Annotated in this window: 18 protein-coding genes; 2 read left to right on the top strand and 16 right to left on the bottom strand. The window is 52.7% G+C overall.

What is annotated here, in order from left to right; translation table 11 throughout:
• The first annotated feature begins 113 nt into the window (after positions 1–113).
• Positions 114–1,439 carry a motility associated factor glycosyltransferase family protein gene (locus BOW53_RS07255; RefSeq protein ID WP_078487165.1) on the top strand — a complete coding sequence of 442 codons (1,326 nt, stop codon included), beginning with the start codon at positions 114–116 and terminating at the stop codon, positions 1,437–1,439.
• Positions 1,436–1,708 carry a hypothetical protein gene (locus BOW53_RS07250; protein WP_078487164.1) on the top strand — a complete coding sequence of 91 codons (273 nt, stop codon included), beginning with the start codon at positions 1,436–1,438 and terminating at the stop codon, positions 1,706–1,708. The genes BOW53_RS07255 and BOW53_RS07250 overlap by 4 nt, the downstream gene beginning before the upstream one ends.
• Here BOW53_RS07250 and BOW53_RS07245 read toward each other — a convergent pair.
• From BOW53_RS07245 to BOW53_RS07170, 16 genes are all read right to left on the bottom strand, one after another.
• Positions 1,703–3,664: a hypothetical protein gene (locus tag BOW53_RS07245; RefSeq protein ID WP_078487162.1), complete on the bottom strand. Its 1,962-nt coding sequence runs from the start codon at positions 3,662–3,664 to the stop codon at positions 1,703–1,705. The genes BOW53_RS07250 and BOW53_RS07245 overlap by 6 nt on opposite strands.
• A 43-nt stretch (positions 3,665–3,707) precedes the next feature.
• Positions 3,708–4,928: an ATP-grasp domain-containing protein gene (locus BOW53_RS07240; protein ID WP_078487160.1), complete on the bottom strand. Its 1,221-nt coding sequence runs from the start codon at positions 4,926–4,928 to the stop codon at positions 3,708–3,710.
• Positions 4,929–4,943: 15 nt separating this feature from the next.
• Positions 4,944–6,050 carry a class I SAM-dependent methyltransferase gene (locus BOW53_RS07235; RefSeq protein ID WP_078487158.1) on the bottom strand — a complete coding sequence of 369 codons (1,107 nt, stop codon included), beginning with the start codon at positions 6,048–6,050 and terminating at the stop codon, positions 4,944–4,946.
• Positions 6,051–7,973: a methyltransferase domain-containing protein gene (locus tag BOW53_RS07230; protein WP_135607037.1), complete on the bottom strand. Its 1,923-nt coding sequence runs from the start codon at positions 7,971–7,973 to the stop codon at positions 6,051–6,053.
• Positions 7,973–9,025, bottom strand: a complete 1,053-nt coding sequence (locus BOW53_RS07225; protein WP_078487152.1) for an N-acetylneuraminate synthase family protein — start codon at positions 9,023–9,025, stop codon at positions 7,973–7,975. Before BOW53_RS07225 ends, BOW53_RS07230 begins: the two co-directional genes overlap by 1 nt.
• Before the next feature lie 13 nt (positions 9,026–9,038).
• On the bottom strand, positions 9,039–9,794 hold the full coding sequence (locus BOW53_RS07220) for a cytidylyltransferase domain-containing protein (RefSeq protein ID WP_281254034.1): 756 nt from the start codon (positions 9,792–9,794) through the stop codon (positions 9,039–9,041).
• 7 nt (positions 9,795–9,801) lie between these two features.
• Positions 9,802–10,785 carry an N-acetylneuraminate synthase family protein gene (locus tag BOW53_RS07215; RefSeq protein WP_172838813.1) on the bottom strand — a complete coding sequence of 328 codons (984 nt, stop codon included), beginning with the start codon at positions 10,783–10,785 and terminating at the stop codon, positions 9,802–9,804.
• 5 nt (positions 10,786–10,790) lie between these two features.
• A complete protein-coding gene (locus BOW53_RS07210) occupies positions 10,791–12,209 on the bottom strand; it encodes a B12-binding domain-containing radical SAM protein (RefSeq protein WP_078487147.1) in 1,419 nt (472 codons plus the stop codon).
• A 26-nt stretch (positions 12,210–12,235) separates the two neighbouring features.
• On the bottom strand, positions 12,236–13,120 hold the full coding sequence (locus tag BOW53_RS07205) for a class I SAM-dependent methyltransferase (protein ID WP_172838812.1): 885 nt from the start codon (positions 13,118–13,120) through the stop codon (positions 12,236–12,238).
• Positions 13,089–14,264: a UDP-4-amino-4,6-dideoxy-N-acetyl-beta-L-altrosamine transaminase gene (gene pseC / locus BOW53_RS07200; RefSeq protein WP_078487144.1), complete on the bottom strand. Its 1,176-nt coding sequence runs from the start codon at positions 14,262–14,264 to the stop codon at positions 13,089–13,091. The genes BOW53_RS07205 and pseC overlap by 32 nt, the downstream gene beginning before the upstream one ends.
• A complete protein-coding gene (pseB, locus tag BOW53_RS07195; RefSeq protein ID WP_078487142.1) occupies positions 14,261–15,262 on the bottom strand; it encodes a UDP-N-acetylglucosamine 4,6-dehydratase (inverting) in 1,002 nt (333 codons plus the stop codon). The genes pseC and pseB overlap by 4 nt, the downstream gene beginning before the upstream one ends.
• A gap of 56 nt (positions 15,263–15,318) precedes the next feature.
• Positions 15,319–17,118, bottom strand: coding sequence for a type IV pilus assembly ATPase TfpB (tfpB, locus tag BOW53_RS07190; protein ID WP_078487167.1), 1,800 nt, complete (start codon positions 17,116–17,118; stop codon positions 15,319–15,321).
• Positions 17,119–17,168: 50 nt separating this feature from the next.
• Positions 17,169–17,438, bottom strand: a complete 270-nt coding sequence (locus tag BOW53_RS07185) for an acylphosphatase (protein ID WP_078487140.1) — start codon at positions 17,436–17,438, stop codon at positions 17,169–17,171.
• A 69-nt stretch (positions 17,439–17,507) separates the two neighbouring features.
• A complete protein-coding gene (locus tag BOW53_RS07180; protein WP_078487138.1) occupies positions 17,508–18,275 on the bottom strand; it encodes an efflux RND transporter periplasmic adaptor subunit in 768 nt (255 codons plus the stop codon).
• Positions 18,272–19,600, bottom strand: coding sequence for a TolC family protein (locus tag BOW53_RS07175; protein ID WP_135607036.1), 1,329 nt, complete (start codon positions 19,598–19,600; stop codon positions 18,272–18,274). Before BOW53_RS07175 ends, BOW53_RS07180 begins: the two co-directional genes overlap by 4 nt.
• Positions 19,597–20,058: a thioredoxin family protein gene (locus tag BOW53_RS07170; protein ID WP_245832031.1), complete on the bottom strand. Its 462-nt coding sequence runs from the start codon at positions 20,056–20,058 to the stop codon at positions 19,597–19,599. The genes BOW53_RS07175 and BOW53_RS07170 overlap by 4 nt, the downstream gene beginning before the upstream one ends.
• Between the last annotated feature and the right edge of the window lie 158 nt (positions 20,059–20,216).

The following is a 20,216-nucleotide window of genomic DNA, read 5'->3' as shown; positions in this document are numbered from 1 at the left end:
GCTTATTTGACGGATATTTGAATTTGGGTGCCTGGTGGACGGATATTTGAATTTGGGTGCCTGGTGAATGAAAACTCTAATTTTTCAGACCATCCCTAAGACATGGAGAAGTCATGTATAACAATGACAACTTTGCCTCACCTGCAATCTCCATAATCCGGTCGCGCTGGCCGAAAATCTGGCGACAGTTGGAAAATTCACCGCACTGGGACGATATCCAGGTTGACGGTGAAAAAACCCACCCCACCTTCATCTGCGACGGCATACATCTGGCCAGCGCTTATGACCCGGACGCCGAGGCGAAACTGCAGCTTGGCAACGTGCCTGCCGATGCCACGAGTTTACGCCTCTACGGGGTAGGTATGGGATACCTTCCCCGTCATCTTCTTGAAAACCACAACACCCTGGACAGACTCGAGGTTTACATCTTCAATACCTCGCTCTTCAGAGAACTGCTCAATTGGATCGACCAGTCGGACTGGCTGGGGGATAAACGGATTGAACTGAAAATTCCATCCAGAGATGAAAAGCCGGCCCGTCCCTGGGTTGTCACCCCTACATGCCTGCAGTTGGCAGATGAACATGCGGGACGTCTCAGGGATCACCTGGCCATAGAAATAAATCGTGCTAATCTCGAGGCCTTCCATGGCAGAAGAAGAACGATTGAAACCCAGCAGTTACAGGATAATTTACAGTTGATTGAACGCGACGGAGATGTAGCAGAACTCTTTGGTATCCTCGCGAATGATCCCCGGGAGATTGTAGTAGCAGGTGCTGGTCCGTCACTGAATAAATTGACGTCCAGGATCGCTGAAAAAAAGAGGCTGGGGGCACTTTTGATCGCCGTGGACTCAGCTCTTCGTCCTCTTCTGCATGATGGTGTCAAGCCGGACATCGTAGTCACAATTGATCCCCTGAGGGACGGCATACTACCGAACTTTCAGATCGACCTGACTCCACTTCACGAAACCGTACTGGTCTATTACCCGACCAGCCATCTTGACGCGCTCAACGCATGGCCATTCAGAAGAATGACTGCGTACTCCAATCACGAGTTCTACCAGGAAATAAGGAAGAGCCACCCCAAGGGCGTACTCCTCACCTTTGGCTCAGTTATTCATTGCGCCATTGATCTTGCCGTCAAGATGGGAACACGCAACATCGCACTTGCCGGTGCCGATTTCTCTTTTCCATCAGGGAAATCACATGCGGAGGGAGCGCCCCACTGCCGAAATGTGTTGGATCTGAATGCACAGCAGGCCGATCGATACTGGGTTTTCAACCATGCCGGAGATAAGGTCCCCAGTAAGCCGAACATGATCAGCTATCTGCGTGATCTCGAAGAGTATATCCGCCATCACCCCCAGGTTGAATTCACCAACCTCAGCAGGGATGGCGCCCACATCGAAGGCACCCACTATGACGAGGGGCAACCATGAATTCGAACCATCAGCAATTGCTTAATGATTGCGTCATCGCACTTAGAACAGGCCAGCAGGGGGCCGCATCCTATAAACTAGAGGAATTGATCAAACAGATTGAATCACAGTTGCAGGAACATCCAGACCTATTGAACAAGCAATTAGCACAACTTCTCGCATCTGCATTTGCATGCCTGGGACGAAATGACTTTATTGGGCTGGCTGACATCCTTGAATTTGAGATTTCGCCGATACTCCCATCCTCGGATAATGATCCAGAATTATAATTCTGTAGTCGGTTTTAGTATCTGTCTGAAGGTCGGCAGTTTACCGCCAGGTCGTGATGTCTCGTCAAGTTCCGACAAAGAGAATATAACGCGAGTCAGGGCACTAGGCGGAACATTGTGATGGTAGAGCATTGGAAACGCAGCGCATTCCGAGGGATCCCAGCTAACCGACAGTCCGACATTACCATCACCGATCCTGAGCATACCTTCCGGGCTTCCCAATCCACCGCGACATGAAACCAGGGTAGAAGCCGGCAAGCCGTGGTTGCAATCCCTGTCTAAAACGAGTGTTTCTGCTTCCGCACCCCCGTTAACCGTTCGCAGACTGAGCTGATGCTTGAATGTCTCAGGCAGCAAAGTAATGGTCCCAAGCCGCACCGTACCGTAAGGGCGCTTCCAATCAGGAAAGGATGTAATCAGTTCGACCGCGTCATCTTCTGAGGAAACCACTATCTGCTTGACGATTTTGCCATCCGGCGTATCAATCTCACCGCGTACTGTAAGCGCACCTCCATCCAGGTAAAACTCCGGCGCTGGCCATCCAAGATCTGTCGTGCGGCGATGCTCTGAGCCCCATTCGATCACTGTCCCAAAGCTATAGAAATCCGCGCCCAGTTCTATCGAGTGGAAATAGCCATGAGGGAGTGTTCCCATCACAGGGATAAAGTTATGCTTGCGAAATGCCAGGCTGTCGATGGCCAACCCACGTCGCAAATTCAGCACAATTCTATGCTCAGAGCTGGCAATCATGAGAAGGATACCTTCCTCATCCAACAGGACCGAAAAACCTGCCGCCTCCACATCTTCCGGATTGGCTTTATTCCCTGGCACTTTTAGTTTGAAAGGATAGGTGGTAGCCACACCTATGCTGGATGCCAATGCTTCAAGTTCAGCATTGGCCTTCTCCCAGCGCCTTGATTCTATATGCGTCCGCAGATCACTGGACCAGCATCTGCAGAGACTTCGCTGAACTTCATTATTGAGCAGTTCGGGGCGATGCATCAGTTGACGAAATATCCTCTGACACAGGGTATTGATGCGCAAGTCATTACGTCCGCTAACCGCCCATCGGCTCACATTGTATTTTGCCTGCTTCTTTACAGGTATCGGTTGCTGGGCAGTAATGAGTGTTACCGGTTTCCCACTCACCTGTTGAAGCCGTAGTGCTTGAGAAGGGGTAATCCAGGACATACCCTGCTGCTCAAGTTTCGCCAACAAGCCAACTATGCGTTTCCATTCGCCGCCTTCATGCTGATCCGGCTCCTCGCTGTATCGACCCGGCCTGAAGTCAAACACCTCAGCATCATTGGCATACAGTGCAAGTGGCAATTTGCTGCTTTCACCTCTCTTTTTTACGTATGAGAGATAGTCGTTTATGGAGATATCGCCATGAGCGACCCGCTGTAGCTTCTGAAACAGGATGGAGTCCGACCAAAGCACCGGCAAGGAATTTTCATCATCGCCACGTGCCAGTAGCGGCAGCTCATTATGATCGTGCAGACCAAGTGACAAGGCGATATTGTCCCCATCCATGATAATGCCTCTGTAGCCTGCTTCCCGGTACACACCGACCATGCCAGAAGAGAATGCCATTTCATTTATCAAGGCAATCTGTGGAGTGACCCCTAAAAGCTGTTGATATGTTTCAAGTCCAAGCTCTTGGTTCCATTTATTCACCCTGTGCGGAATCAGTGGTCCTATGATCTGTGTATAGCCGCTTCCCACAAGCTCACAGGAACCTGCGCGCAAAAGCCCACGAAACCTCTCCACCCAGTCAGGTCTTTGGCCAGCAATTTCCGTTAATGTCCAGCCGCTTGCCTCTATACCTAGTGGCACACCATGATTTTCGATGATATCGAGTAGTGGATCGTAGCAACGCTCAATCACCACTCGACGCCTATCCTCCGGAAGCGAAGAATAGGCAAGATTGAGATGAAACAGAAGATAGCCTTGCATGGCGTAGTACTTAATTATCCTGTGAGGATTATCATCACCGTTGTCACGGCTCTACCTCAAATACGAGCTTGTTTATCATTTTCTCGGCAACTTCCTCGACCTGCAAACGTGTTTCTGCTTTGCACACCAGCCAGCCACCTCTGTCAGGATGACTACGCATGGGAGGAATGATGTCGCCCGGTTCATAAGTTACATGAACTTCAAGCACACCGGGGTAACCCTTAACCTCTTCGAGCCCCTTTATCGCCTTCACCCTTCCCGGGGGCGGAAAGCAGTAACGGACAGCAACACCACATGCCCTGGTTGACGTTAACCATTTTCTGTCAGGAGTTCTACCCACGGCCATTTCGAGAGCTGCTGGCAGAAGCTCAACACCGGTTGATTCAGGAACAATGCGGGATGCAAACTTCCCACCGCTGATGCGACCGGCAATCTCAATCACCTTGGCACCCTCTTCAGTGAGAACCATATCCCCCTTGGCCACACTGTTATCGATACCAAGGGCATGTATACCCTGGATGAAGGTCTGAATAACCTCCCCTTGCCGGTTGGCATCCAATGCAGTCGGCAGGGTCGCACCATTCTCCAGCACATAGGGAAAGAAACGGTCCAGAAAGGGATAGTTCCGGTCGGCGAATCCTGTGACATCTACTTGCCCCTGATGCACCAGCGCCTCAATACTGATTTGCACTCCCTCTTCGAAAACTTCCAGAATAACGCCTGTCCGCTTAACGTTTGCCAGGGCATGCTCATAGGCTGCTGTTGGATCACTATCCGGGAGAAGTTGCTGCACACCCCGGGCACCACTGTTGTCGTTTGGCTTGATAATCATGCGCCGGTTTTCGCGGGAAAGAATTTCAGCAACTTCATCGCCACCGCTAATGGAATAGAAGTCAGGAACGGGCACCCCACAAGAGCGCAGACGCTTTTTCATCGCTATCTTGTCGACAGTAAGCTCTGCAGCATCAAGTCCAATGCCTGGACTACCCAACTCTGCTGCTACCCGGGCGGCGGAAATGGGAATGTCACAACCAACCAACAGAACGCCGTCGAGTCTCTTTGCAGCATGAATTCGCCGCACATAGGAAACCAGTGCATCCGCATTCCCCGGGTCAAGCACAGCATATTCATCAGCTAGCGGAAAACAGGCCGCTTCCGGGTTTCGGTCAACGGTTATGATTTCAAAACCCAGCTTGCGGGCTGCCAGAAATGCCTCTCGCTGTGCAATGCCTGCGGGGAAAAGGAGAATACGTTGAGAGTTCATGACCAAGGAATCCAGCTACGACTTTTCATAGAGTGTCACCAGTCGTACTCCACGTTTTTCCAGGTGGGCGAGTTGTTCAAGGATCTCCTCCTGGAAAGCGTAACTCGAAATTATGAGGTAACTTCCATGCCATGCCTCCAGTTCGGAAGGCGGACATATCTCCAGACCGAGCACCTGTTTTCCCCATTTTGCCGGATCCGCATCGTAAACTGCCTCAAGGTCGAGTTGCATCAAGGGAAAAAGGTTATCAAGATCCAGGGTATTCAGGCCTGCACCGTATATAGCTCCATCCTTTTGCCCTACCAACGCCTGTAGAGTGGATACAATTCTATCCATAACGTTCTGCCTGGTGGCAAGATAACGCTTTATTCTGGATCGAATTGATACAGGGTCAGGCCAGGTAACAGGCATCTGTCCTTCCATGGGCCTTGCAATCACTTGCAGATGATAGCCCTTTTCATCTATCCATAAAGATTCAAAGCCGTTCTTTGCTAGCATCGCCTCAAGGGTCTCGCGAACAAACACAGTGGGATGAATAGGCTTGAAGACCATACTGAGCTGGCAGTCACCCAGTGTTGGCACTTCAATAAAAAGCAACCCGCCAGGGCGAAGTTCGCGGTGAATTCGCTGTAGGGTGAGCGTGGGGTCCACGACATGTTCAAGTACATGGAACATGGCGATGAGCCTATAGTGTGCTGCTTTTTCCGGCTGATCCTCGTAGAGGCCAGTGACCACCTCCAGGCCAAAATGATCACGTGCATGTTCAGACATGGCCCGCGAAGGTTCCACGCCACTCACCTCGACATCCCTGCCTGCCAGTTCATGGATGAATTCACCGTTGGCACAGCCAATTTCCAGTGCCGGGCTTAGGGACGCCAGTGCACGAGCTTTACCCAGGCGATTGATTCGGGCAAGGGCGAGCTCCCGGCTGATCACCTCGCTGGCTGAGTATTCGCCAGCATATTCGGAGTGATAGAAGTCACGCATCCTATCAATACTATCCGGCAGGGAATGGTAGATGAGACCACAGGTAGGGCACTGTACGTAGGCGCCAGTGCGCACCAGCGGCTCTCCCAGGTCGAGCCGTTCCTGCTGTTCACTGCCGCAGAGGTTACAGGTCACCTAGTACATACTCCTCGCATATACCACCAGCGAATCACCCAGATCATTGTTCCGCGCAAAGGCACTGTATCTCGCATCAAGCCCTTCGATTGCCATCAGTGTATCCGCGCGCGCCTTTTCCAGGCCCAAGGCATCGCAGAAACGTTCGAGATAGATTCCCTCGGTGTGGTGCTCGACCACGCAGAGACCTTCAGACTCCAGGAAGCGTGACAGTGTCTCCGGCGTATAGTCGCAAAAGTGATTGTCCGGATGCGAGTCAAACCAGCGATCTGGTGTAAACCGATACATCACACCTCCACCATGTGGAACTTTAAGGACAAGTACCCCACCAGGTCGCAGCCATGAGGTCATGCGCTGAAGGCAATACCGGGGATTGAGAAAATGTTCGAAAACGAGGGAACAGATGATGGCGTCGAAATGCCTGGTAGGGAAATCGACCGTTTCCACGCTACCTATCTGCAACTGCGCTTCAGGCACCTGGTCGCGGGCGAAGTTAACAGCATACTCTGAGATGTCGATACCCGAGACCTCCCAGCCTCGTTTTGCTGCAGCTTCCAGGTAATAGCCAAGCGCACACCCCACATCAAGCAATCGCCCCTTCTCAGGCAGTTGCATCTCGATACCGTCAAGACGCGCGTTCGCGAAGCGTAGTACGTTGGGCCTGTCAGCCTCGTAACTCGAGACTCCGGTAACAGTGCGGGGTGCCTCAAAATAGTCTGCTGCATAGACATCCAGCAATGTATCCTCAGCGGGGCGCACGTGCATGTAGTCAAGACCGCATTGACGGCATTTTCCTATCGGGCGTCCATTGAGCACTGCCAGTGTTTCAAAGTCATCACTGCCGCAAACATCACACCTATGGAGCGTAAAGCCCTTCTGGAAAGAGTTGAAGAGCATCTCTGCGACACGGTATCCCCCTTTGCCATCGATACTCTGCACCCCCCCCTCCTTAAGGGCATCGCGATGACCCGGGGCCTTAACAAGACCCTCTATGGTTGCATGAACCGCACTCTTCTCCAGTTCATCTACCAGGCCGAGGACCTTTGCACCTCCGCGGGACGCATAGTGTTCAGCCACTTTCATGTGAAAGGGGGACACCGCGATCACCAGGGAGGCTATACCCAGGCAGTTCAGTTCAGCCAGTGTCTGCCCCATGGTCGTGATCGCGAGGTCGCAGCCAGCCGCTACTTGGGCGAACCGGGAAGGATTGGTCAGCAACTGAAAAGGGGCGCCCAGAGTATTGAGTTTTTGGCGCAAGTCATCAGGTCGCTCATAGGCAGCGCCGATCACGCAGATGATCTCTATATCAACTTCAATACCGGACAGGAGATCCACAACGCGCTCTGTAGCCAGCCCTTCATCGCTCCCCCCCATGCAGAGAAAGAGTCGCGGCACGCTTGGCGATGTACGACCAGGTTGATCCTCCCGCAACCGGCGGTAAACCGGATCGAGAATCGATGCTTCGAAGGGTATGACCCTCTCCATGGGCCACGCTTCCTCCCCTATCAAATGACGCACCACCCAGGGAAAGGCGAACAGAACATTGTCCGCCACAGATATTCCGGATCCGGTGTTTCCGTATAGCCATACCGCAATGCCCTGCTGCTGCAGGGCAATCACCTCGCTGTCATCCACAGGAGCCTGTTGATCCCAAAGCAGCAGATCAAGATCCAGGAGGCGGCAAAGGGCACCCAGATCATCCTGCTCATCGAGTTGGAAAACCTCGAATACATCTTCAGGCGCAAAAAGCGATTTAAGAGACGTTGGCGTCCGGGTTATGAAACGGGGCGACCACCCGTAGCGATCTCGCAGCAACCGCGCCAGGGTGAGCTGCCGCGTCAGATGCCCAAGTCCCAGGCTTGCCGAACCATCGACCCGCAGGCCGATGCTGGCTGGTGTATAGGGGATGGTCTTATGTCCCACTAGATACCCGGCTCCAGCATTTCGTTATCGAGCAGAACATCCTCGGGTATATCAATTCTCGCGCGTTGCCCTACAACGTCGTCAATGCGACGTGCGGGTATGCCGGTCCCGGGATTCTTCACGGTGAGCAGTTGGCGATCGATAACAGTTCCCTCGGGAATTGCACATCGAGAGACTACACTGCAGTGGTACTTCTTGCGGGTAACCCACTCTTCCTCGGATACCGTCTTTTCGATACTGCCCATGGCCGCCTCGGCCTCCCTGACCTGAGAGACGAATTCAGCCAGGCCAGGCATATCGAGAGCAAACTTGTGATCAAAGCCGTCAGCACTGCGATCGAGGGTGACGTGACGTTCCAGCATGCAGGCTCCTGCGGCTATCGAAAGCAGCGAGGAGGTATTGGCGATTTCGTGGCAGGAGTAGCCGACCGGAACCTGGTAGCGCTCCTGCATGTACCGGATCATGCGTAAATTGGCCCGGTCAGCCGCATGGGGATAGATGGAGACGCAGTGAAACAGCCCATGGAGCAGCCCCACAGCACGAAAGGCTGCAGTGGTCTCGTCGATTTCATCAAGATAGGCCATGCCGGTGGAGGCGAGGGTCGGAATACCCAGATCACAGAGTTTTTCAATCAATGGTTTCCGGGTAAGCACATGGCTGGCTATTTTAAGCAAGTGCAGATCAAGTTCAGCCATTTCATGGGCAGATTTCTCGTCAAATACAGACGCGAAAAAGAGCAGCCCGAGACTTTCAGCCAAAGACTTCAGGCGCTCATAAGTGTCGAGATCAAACTCCACCGCCTCACGAATTTCCCGGTAGGTCCTGCCGAGGGTTGGAAAGCGCTCATCAGGCGCATCCAGCAATTCACGGGTTGTGAGATTTGGAACATCACGCTTCTGGAATTTAACCGCATCGACACCAGCCTCGGCACTGCGCCGTATCATCTCCATGGCCTGTTCTTCACTGCCATTATGACAAAGACCAATCTCGGCTACGATGAAGACCGGCCGATCATCACCGATTACGGTCCCGTTTTTAAGTTCAAGCTGCATTGCTGTCCTTTATCTACTTTACAAAATGTACATCTTTTTCAGGAAGGGGGGTCTGTTGCACCTCCTCATTGAGTGCCGCAATCTCTGGATGTTGATCCAGATACCGCACCGCCTCTCCCAGTGGAATCGGCCTACCGGGTTGATAGAGCGCATCGTATAGATGGGACATCATCTCATAATCGGCCTGTTCATCTACAGTGAGACGATGCCCGCTGTGGCTCAGTTCGGGATCAGGAATCACCTCCAATGACCGAACATGATGTCGATGCCGAAGAGCATAAGGCAGACCGCAATGTTCACGATCCGAGGGGTCCACGACCTCACGCTCGAGTTGTTCCAGGTAGCGCATCGACATTACGCTCGCTCCGGCGAAAACCAGGGAAGAGGAAAGACCATAGGTAAAATCAAGCCCTCTCTCCTCAATCAATCTAACCCTCTTGTGAATATAGCCGCAATCAACCAGGGGGCAGTCACCGGTGACTCGCACGACGATATCCGCTACGCGCTCCCTTGCAACGCGATAAATTCTGCCGAGAACATCATGGAGATCGCCACGATAGACGCTGATACCATTATCCTCACAGAGTGTTACAAGTGGATCATTGGAGTCCTCAACCGCCGTCGCCACAACCACTTCATCGCAACATCCGCCCAGTTGCAGCCGCTCTACGATATGCAGCAGCATCGGCTTACCGGCCAATGGCATAAGAACTTTACCTGGCAACCTGTTAGAGCACATTCGGGCTTGGATGATTGCGACACTCTTCATCGCGACCTCACTTGAGCAACAAGCCGGCAGGAATCGCATCTCCTTTTGCGATAGCTGTCGTTGCACACTTTCCAATGACCTCGCGCACCTGCTCGGCGCCCACTTCGGCATAAGGACGAAGACCGATCAGATCCTCTACCGTAATGACCCTTCCCTCAGGAATATTCCGCGCGGCATACAGACCGCGCCGGGCCTTTATCGGCTCATCCTGCATGCAGCGCTTCTCTCCATTACCAAGCGCCTGTGCCGTGAACTTGAGATCCTTCACCAGCAGTGAAAACTCCTCCAGGGTAAGCGCATATGGATGATCCGGTCCTGACCGGGACCTGTCGTCGGTGACATGTTTTTCAAACAGGGTTGCACCAAGGGCCTGGGCTGCCACTGGAACAGCTGAACCAGGCGAGTGGTCGGAAATCCCAACTTCAACACCAAAACGGCCCACCATCTCGGGAATTACACGAAGATTCATATCTACCGGATCAGGGGGGTACTTTGAGACACAATGCATCAGGGCGATATCCCCGGCTTCAGCCCCTCGCAACACATCCATAGCCCAGGAAACCTCGTCGTAGGTGGACATACCCGTAGAAAGTACGATGGGGAGTCCGGAGGCAGCACACTGCTCCAGCAACTGGACGTATGTGAGATCGGTAGAGGCAATTTTTATAAAGCTTGCCTGGGCTGACACCAATGCATCCACTGCGACCTGATCGAATGGAGTTGCAGAAAAATCGAGGCCGTTTGCATTACAGGCAGCAGTAAGTTCGGGCAGCCAGGAGTTCGGAACGGAAAGCCGATTGATGGTATCCCATGCTGGATGCCCAGGTCTTAGAAATGTCTCGGGCCGAAACAGCTGGAACTTGGCTGCATCTGCTCCGGCATCAGCCACCTGTTCGATCAACCTGATCGCCCTTGCGAGTTCACCATCATGATTGGAGCCGATCTCGGCGATCACGTAGGGAGCAGCATGTTTCATCCAGGGTTTAGTCATCAAGCTCACATCTCCCGCAACGCCTCTGACGGCACACTGGCCCATTGAACCGGTTCCGGTTTTGTATCTTCATCCATTGCCAGTTCAGGATATAGATTTATCCTTGGCGCGTGCAGGGTATCCATTGCATGCTGAATCTTGGGCCGAACTGCATTTGCCACCTCGGAGTAGATATCCATGATCTCCTGGTGTGTCATTGCCTCGTTTCGCATAATCGGGAGATCCTTCGTATTCATCCGATAATCATCCCAGTCATAGCTGCGGATCCAGCCTCGTTGTGTTCCTATTTCAAATACCTCTGTGCCTGGCAGGGGCGCCAGTACACAAAAACTGGGTATATCGATTTCATCAGTATCAAGGGCGAAATCCAGGGTCTTTCGAATTGCCACGGGATCATCGCCGAGATTGCCTATCATGAAGTTTCCAATGGTCAGAATTCCAAACTCTTTTGCCCATCCCAAAACCTGGAGAACTTTCTTGGATGTGATCTTCTTATTGGTTGCAAAAATCACCCGCTCATCGACGCTTTCTATACCTACGGAAAAGTGGACGCACCCGGCCCGGGCCATTAACTCCATCATTTCACGGCTCACGCTGTTAACCCTTAAACGACAGGCCCAAAAGAGATTCAGATCCCGTTCGATCAACTTGTTACAGAACTCGAACACCTTGCCTTTATGCATGGTAAAGGTGTCATCCATGATATCGAAGTTGCGGATATTGTAGTGGCTCGATACGTATTCGATTTCATCAATGACATCGTCGATGTTTCTGAACACAGGTTTCTGTCCAAACACCGAATGATCGCAAAAGTTGCACTTGTAGGGACAACCGCGAGACATCATGATATTGAAGTTCCCTCCGTGGAAGCCAAACGACACAACGTATCCCCGATGCTGATATTGACTCATTGGAAAGAGGTGTCGTGCAGGCCACGGAATCTCATCAAGGTCAGTGAGCCGAATTGTATGGGATTCATGAGCCTGGCCACCCCGCCAGTGCAGTCCAGGTATTGTACGTGGATCAAAATTCCCGCGTTCCATCATGTCGACCATCTTTATCAGCGAGTCTTCCCCCTCACCGCACATCACGAAGTCGACCTGGGAGTGCTTCAAAATATCATCTGGCACTACAGAAGGATGAGGACCACCGAAAATGACAGGCGTTTTTGGCATGTATTCTTTGAATAGCGAGGCGAGGCTTAATGACTTGGTGTGATACGAGATCATCACCGAAACACCAATCAAGTCCGGTTTGAAATCGCATACACGCTGGGCGATTTCGTTATCATCCTCGGTGAAGGCGCCTTCTATGAATTGCACCTCGTGACCGGCACGCTCAAGGCAGGCGGCGAGATAGCCCAGCCCCAGCGGGGGCTGGGATGGGAGATATATCAAACGCGGATGAACAAGAGAAACGCGCATGCAGCCTCCGTCCTGATAAGACTCGTCTAAACCTCAATCTTGGTCGCACGTATAGCCAGAAAATCACCGATATTCTGACGTTTGACCAGGGTATCAAACGCTCTCTTTATATGGGGCGGCACCAGTCCCATTGTACACCCACTGCCGAAACTCGAGGTTGCCTCTACCCGGCATCCAAAATCCTCAATCACTCCAATCTGGGTTTCACGGGTCAGCAAGTGAATGTGATCCAACCCGGCAAGTACACGCCAATCCTCACCGTAAAGCTCAGCCAACAACCCCACTTGGGGTGTTTCAGTAATCAAGGTACCACCCGGTTTCAGTAGAGAGATTAGCCGATGAAGGGTTTCCCTCGGGTGTTGCAGGTGCTCCAGAACTTCGATCGTCACCACCAAGTCGAAAGGCCCCCAATCCCCGGGAAGCTGATCCAGTTCTCCCGTAAAAATCCGGTGTTGTTGCCTGTCTGCAAGTGCGGTTAATTGTTCTGATATATCGCAGCCATAAGTTTCCCACCCGTTATCAGCAAGCACATCAAGCGCGGAACCGATAGCGCAGCCAAAATCGAGGCAAGATGCTCCGGCGCTCGGCGGCTTGAGGTTGAATTCCAGATCATTGAAGGTCAGCCGGTATTCATTACGCAGCGTCTCCCGGTATTCCGGCGTGTATCGCTTGTCAAAGGACGAACCTTTTCGGGTAATGCCGAGCAAAGACTCATTCGCCATTCGGGACTGCTCAGGTGTTGGCAACGGATCAAGGGACAATGTCCCGCAACCTTCACACCGCACATAGTCAAATTCAAGACCGGTATTACGCGATGTATCATCTTTTACGTGGCAATAGAAGGCAGCCCGACCACCACCACAGATCCGACAGTTGAAATTACTCAATCCGTCTACCTCTTGTAGATTCATCACTACCCACAAACTTCTCCAGGCTGGCCACCACATGGTCTTGCTGCATCTCTGACAGCCCTGGATACAACGGCAGGGTCAATGCACGGCCGTAGTAGGCTTCCGCTAACGGAAACTGGCCATATTGAAATCCCAGCCGCTGATAATAGGGCTGAGTATGAACCGGGATGTAATGAACATTAACTCCCACTCCCTCATTGCGGAGCTCTTCATATAGAGATTGCCTTGTCCATCCTGAGTTCTCTGGAACCTGAACGACGTAGAGATGCCAGGAAGATTGGCGACCTGCTTCCTGGTAAGGCCTTTCCAGTGGCAGATCCTCCAATAACCTGTTGTAGCGTGCAGCCAACTCCCTTCGTTGGGACAGGTACTCATTCAGCCGACTCAGCTGACTTATACCCAATACTCCCTGGATGTCAGTAATTCTGTAATTGAAACCCAGTTCATGTTGTTCATAAAACCAACCACCTTCCTCGCTCAAGCCTTCGCGAACTATACCGTGATTGTGCAGGCGCCCTGCCCGTTCATGCAGATCTTTATTATTGGTCAAAAGCACTCCGCCCTCACCCGTCGTTATCATCTTGACCGGGTGAAAACTGAATACCGTGATATCGGAATAACGACAATTGCCTACCTGTTGATCTTCATATGTCGCACCGAGTGCATGGCAGGCATCCTCTATCACATGGAATCCGTATTCATCGGCAAGGCCTGCAATTTCTTTCATATCGCAAGGCTGACCTGCGAAATGCACTGGGACTACGATCTTGGGCAGGGTTCCCTGTGAGCGTGCCTGCTCCAACTTGGTACGCAGAGCGGTGACACTCATGTTGTAGGTATGTGGATCAATATCGACGAAATCCACACTTGCACCGCAATACAGGGCACAGTTGGCCGATGCCACGAAGGAATTGGGGCTGGTCCATAGCGCATCCCCTGGCCCAAGCCCAAGCGCAAGGCAAGCCAGGTGAAGGGCAGCAGTTCCACTGCTCACCGCCACACCATAATCGGCACCACAATACGAGCTGACCAAAGACTCGAAGCGAGGGGTAGCAGGTCCTTGGGTAATCCAGCCCGAGCGCAATACTTCTACTACAGCATCAATATCTGCTTCAGAAATAGAGTGCCTGCCGTAAGGGATCATAGATTTTCCCTGTTGTTGAACTCCCTGATTTCTTCAACGCTTAGAAAATGCGGATTACTGCCGGAGTTGTACTCAAACCCCTGGGCTACCGGCTCCCCTTCTTCGCCCAGGTTGTTTCTTGTATAGTTCGAATTTCTTCGGGTAAACCGGATACTGGGCCTGATCACATAGTGATCCCCAAACTCCAGCGTCAGGTGAGAGTCGTCGGAAGGACACATGATTTCGTGTAATTTTTCCCCAGGCCTGATGCCCACAATTTTGGTTGGGAGATCCGGTGCCATTGCCTTAGCCAGGTCAGTGATTCGCACAGATGGCAATTTGGGTACAAAAATCTCGCCTCCGTACATACGCTGGAAATTGGTAAGTACAAAATCGACACCCTGCTCCAGGGTGATCCAGAAGCGGGTCATTTTATCATCCGTGATTGGAAGGGCTTCTGCACCCTCTTCAAGAAGCTTCTTGAAATAAGGTACAACAGAACCCCGGGAACCCACCACGTTCCCATAGCGGACAACGCTGAAGATTGTCCGTCCCTTCCCCACCATGTTGTTTGCTGCAACAAACAGCTTGTCAGAAGCGAGCTTGGTTGCGCCGTACAAATTGATGGGATTAGCAGCCTTGTCCGTAGAGAGCGCGATCACCCTTTCTACGTCATTCTCAATTGCTGCATGAATTACATTTTCTGCGCCGGTGATATTGGTTTTGATGCATTCCGTCGGGTTGTACTCGGCTGCGGGAATTTGTTTCAACGCGGCAGCGTGGATAATGATATCGGCATCCCGGGTAGCCTGAATCAAGCGCTGTCGATCTCTCACATCCCCGATGAAATAGCGCATTTCAGGCCCATCGAAAAGCTGCTGCATCTCAAACTGTTTGACTTCGTCCCTAGAGAAAATAATAAGTTTGCGTGGTTTGTATCGTTCCAGGATTGTAGACACAAAACGGTGCCCAAATGACCCCGTGCCACCCGTTATTAAAATTGACTTGTCGTCAAACATCGATTATCTACCGTCCATACAGAGCTGCTTAAGACAACGTTGACCAGCAGTTATAATTATATTTCATCAGGTGCCGGCGTAACCCGAAGTACTTCCTCAATAGTAGTAAAACCCTGGTGAATCTTTGTAGCCCCACTGATACGCAGGGACCTCATACCCTGCTTGATACCCTGCTTGCGCAGCAGATCAAGGCTGCAGTCCGGGGTAATCAATCTGCGCAGTTCAGGTGTGAAGCGCAATATTTCGTATAGACCCGTGCGCCCAAGAAAACCGGTCTTTCGGCACTCAACGCACCCAACTTCACCCATTGCCTGTTCCGGCAATTTGATCTCCCAGGGGATTGTGAGGCCTTTCCAGGCTTCCTCATCAATATCTACCGGCTGCTTGCAGTGGGGACAAAGCGTTCTTACCAGCCTCTGTGCAACCACGCCAAGCAGTGTGGCATTGATCAGGTAGGGCGGTACCCCGATATCCATCAAGCGGGTAATGGCCGATGCAGAGTCATTGGTATGCAGGGTGGAGAGTACCAGGTGACCCGTCAGCGCTGCCTGGATTGCCATGTTTGCGGTCTCCAGGTCGCGTATCTCGCCCACCATGATGATATCTGGATCCTGTCGCAGCAGGGTCTTCACCCCGGCTGCAAAATCCACACCGATGGAGTGATTGACCTGCATCTGGTTGAAGGCCGGCTCCACCATTTCGATGGGGTCTTCAATAGTACAGAGGTTCAACTCGGGGCGTGCCAGGGCCTTGAGGGTTGAATAAAGCGTGGTGGTCTTGCCAGAGCCTGTGGGGCCGGTAACCAGAATGATACCGTGGGTCTTGCTGGTCATTTCCTGCCACTGGACGGCATCCGAACGGGAGAAGCCCAGTTCATCCTGCCCCTTTACCACGATCTGGGGATCGAATATCCGCATCACCAGTTTTTCACCAAACGCGGTCGGCATGGTGGAGAGACGCAGTTCCACCTCCTGGCCGCTGGGCGTCTTGGTCTTCACTCGTCCATCCTGGGGCCTGCGCTTGTCGACGATATCCATACGGCCCAAGGCCTTGATACGGGCGGTGACGGCACCGAGAATCGGTGTCGGCATCTCGTAAACGGTGTGCAGATTACCGTCGATCCTGAAACGGATATTGCCGTTGTCACGACGGGGTTCTATATGAATATCGCTGGCCCGCTGCTCAAAGGCGTACTGGAGCAACCAGTCCACAATACTGACAATATGGCTGTCGTTGGCATCAAGCTTTCCTGCACGCCCCAACTCCACCAGGGCCTCGACATTGCCGATTCCTGCCACGGGCTCCGCATCCTCGCCCTTGCGCGCCCGGCGCAGCGACTGGGTCAGGCCGAAAAACTCATCCTGGTAACGCACGATGTCCAGTGGGTTGGACACCACGCGCCTGATATGTCGTTGCAGAACATGCCCAAGCTCCTGCTCCCACTCTCGCTCGAACGGCTCGGCGGTTGCAAACACCACTTCCCTGTCTGTGACCTCAACCGGCAATATGCGGTAACGCACCGCGTAGGCTTTTGGCACCACCTCAGTAACGGCATCCACGTCGATATTCAGAGGATCGATACGCAGGTATGGCAAGGCGCATTTGTCCGCCAACCAAAGCGTAAGGCGTTCGAGATTCAGGTCTTCGTGGGGGGGCTTTGAAGACTTCAGGTGCCGCTCCGACAGCCAAACCAGGGGGTGAATCTCACTCAGCTGTTGCGGCGTTTTCAAATGACAGAGTTTTTTCAGCTCCCTGAGTTCGGATACATCGATCATTCCGTCGTCAAACAGATCGGATATCAGGTTTTCCAGTTGTAGCTGTGGAAGTGTAGATCGGTGGCCAACAAAGTCACCCATGTCGGCTATCAGCGGCGCTGTGTCTTGGTTGGAATTATCAGCCTGATCGCTCATCCTGTAGTAAACCCCTGGGCACTCACTAGCTGCACCGGTTCACAGGCCACTGCGCTGACACTCGCGCTAGGCGGTCCTTTTACCAACCAGGCCTTGAGCTGATCTATTGCTTCGGGCTCTCCGCAGGCCAAAACCTCGACACGGCCATCAGGCAGGTTATTTGCGTAGCCTGCTATCCCCAACTGCTGTGCCTGGTAGCGTGTGGAGGCACGAAAGAAGACACCTTGTACCTTTCCCGATACCAGGCATCGTACACATATACTCATTAGAGGACCTCAATCCTGTAGGCCAACGAGAGCCCATCATCCAGATGGGTCTCCTCCGCTCAAGCAGCCCTATTCATTAATACGAATCACTACCGGAATCCCCACTCTCACTAAAAGGGTTTCCGGTCGATTAAAAACTACACCTAATTCGTACAGGGGTCCACGTTCATTTTCATCTATCGGATCCATTCCGAGATCGAGCACCTTGCCACCAACCCAGGCACCACCGACGCCAACCTTCAGGTTCTGGCCGGATTTAAGCGATGCCAGCTTGTCAGCAGGCGCCTTGGCCTTGGCTACAAGCCTTGTATCATCGGCCAACACGATCAACGGCTGCACCGCCAGTTGATTGTTGACAACTTGACCTGGATAAGCGTGAACCGAGAGCACCACGCCATCAAAAGGTGCAGCAATTCTGCTCTGCTCGAGGTCGATCTGCGCCTCCACCTGGGCAGCCTTTGCGGTATGCCAGAGCGCATTTGCCCGGGCCATCTCTATCTCAGCCATATTCTTGTCGTAATCGGAAAGCACTGTTTGGTCATAGAGTTCCAATGCCCTGCTCAGCTGGCGGTCTGCTTCCGCCCGGTCCTGTGCAGCCTCTCCCAGCAATGCCCCGGCCTTGTTCTTATTGGCCTCAAAAAGTCGCTGGTCCAGTGAAAGCAGCTCCTGCCCGGACTTAACCCGCTGTCCGGGTACTACCATCACCTTATCCACTACCCCCGACAAGGGGATTGCCAATTCCACGCGATTTGCCCATTCAAGCCTGGCCTCGAGCTTTTCTGCGAACGCAACGGCGCTGACAGACAGCGCAGATAAGACTAACAGTATACGAATCATTCCCCTTCCCCTCTGGAAACCTGCTGATCAACAGCGATCAACTTGCCCGTCAAGGCATCCAGTCGCCCCCAGGCCATTGCCATATCGAATTCAGTCTGGGCCCGCTGCAGTTGCACATCGACAATCCGACTCTCCGCATCACCCAGGTCTGACTTCACTTCCAACTCGTAAAGCGCACGACTACGATCCAGGTAGAGTTCCCGGTAGTCAGCCAAAGCGTTCATTTCATCCATATGCACTTTCAGGCTCTTGAGCTCAAGCCACAGCTCGAGTACCGCCTGGCGCACATCCTGTTCAGCATGCAACAGTTGAGCACGGCGCTCCCTCAACACGGCCTGCTTGCGGGCCACGCCGGCATCCACGGCACTCCCACTGGAGAGAGGGACTTCCAAAATCACCGCCGCTGCCAATGGATCCCGGGATCCTGTCACCTTGTTGTATGCCGGTGCTTCGACTTCCCCACGGATTGTCGGTCTGCCTCCGGCACGGGCATACTCCACATCCTGTTGTGCTGCCGCCACTCTTGCTCGCAGCGCTTTCAAATGAGGATTGTTGTTCAAGGCCTGCCGGGTCAGATCCTCGATCTCGCCGAGTTCCCTTTTCAGACTGCCCAAAACCGGCGGTTCCAGCTGTGAAGGCAGGTCTTCGGGGCGATTGAGACTGATAGCCAGCCTGGAACGGCTGATACGCTGTTGGTTCTCTGTCAATGTGCGTTTTTTGAACTCACGACGAAAGATGTTCTCTTTCTCCAGCAAATCGATGTCTGAAACCTTGCCGGTCTCCTGGGTATCCTGCAGCTTCTTCCAGCGCAGGAACGCCATGGTCATCACCTCGTTGTCCCTTAGATATTGAAGGTCGGCGAGGATAACCTTGAAGAAATTTTCCATGATCTCCAGGCGGCGCTTCTGTCGTGCATCCATGTAATCCCACTGTCTGCCCAGGTGTGCTGATTCAGCAGCATGGCGTGCCGCTTCCGTGCGCCCGAAGTCATACAGCTTTTTCTGCAGCTTCAGTTTGATACGGCTATCGTTACGGGTGTCATCCTGCGCCTTGTGAGAGGGCTCGATCAGGCGCAACTGGGCCTCAAGGCCGATTTTGAAATCATCCAGCGCATTCACTTCCTCGCCATAGGCCTCCGCAGCCTCCAGGCGTGCACGGTACTGTTCCAGTTCGGGATGAGCCTCGTCTGCGAGGGAGAGAGCAAATGGAAGTGTGAGGGGCTGTGGCAGTGGAGTGTCGTTAGCCAAAGCGGCTGAAACAGGAAGAAAAATCGCGGCAAGTGTCGCCATGATGCAGGATTTCATAGCGGCCTTGTCCCCTGTCACTGACTGCGCTGCTGGCGTTTAAAGCGTGTAAAACTCATCTGCTTGTAGATACCTTCCACCACGTAGCGCCCCAGCAGTATGAATTCATCCGGACCGTTGGTAGCCCCGGTGAAACGTGCTCTCTTTATCGGCTTGCCCTGGAGGTCGAAGAATAGAAATACAGGTGTCGCCCTCAGGCGGTACTGCTTGGCGGAAAAATCCTTTTCACTGACGGGATTGCCCTGAAAGTCAGCAATTTCCACGTCACCTTCAATATCGACACTGTAAATCTTGAAATGCTCTTTGTAATAGGCATGCACCTCGGATTGATTGAGCACCGTTTTTTTCATTCGATCACAGAATGGACATTCATCCATCTCGAATATGATCAGAATGGCACGCTTACCGTCCTCTTTTGCCACCTCCAGCTCTTCACTGAAATCACCAAGACTCTGATCGAAAAAGTCTACGGCGGGCACAGAAGCCCCTTGAACTACTCCTGCTGCCAGCAATAAAAATCCAGCCAATAAGTGATTAACAGAGGCGGTTTCGGATAATAAGTGCAATTGGTAGTTGAAGGGCCAGCTGGTAGAGTCGGCGCTTCTCCCGACCAAGAGACGAAGCACTTATGAGCTAC

The organism is Solemya velesiana gill symbiont (assembly GCF_002020805.1).
Classification (GTDB): domain Bacteria; phylum Pseudomonadota; class Gammaproteobacteria; order Chromatiales; family Chromatiaceae; genus Sedimenticola_A.
The sequence above is the reverse complement of the archived record's forward strand: the minus strand, read 5'-3'. Positions and strand labels throughout refer to the sequence as shown.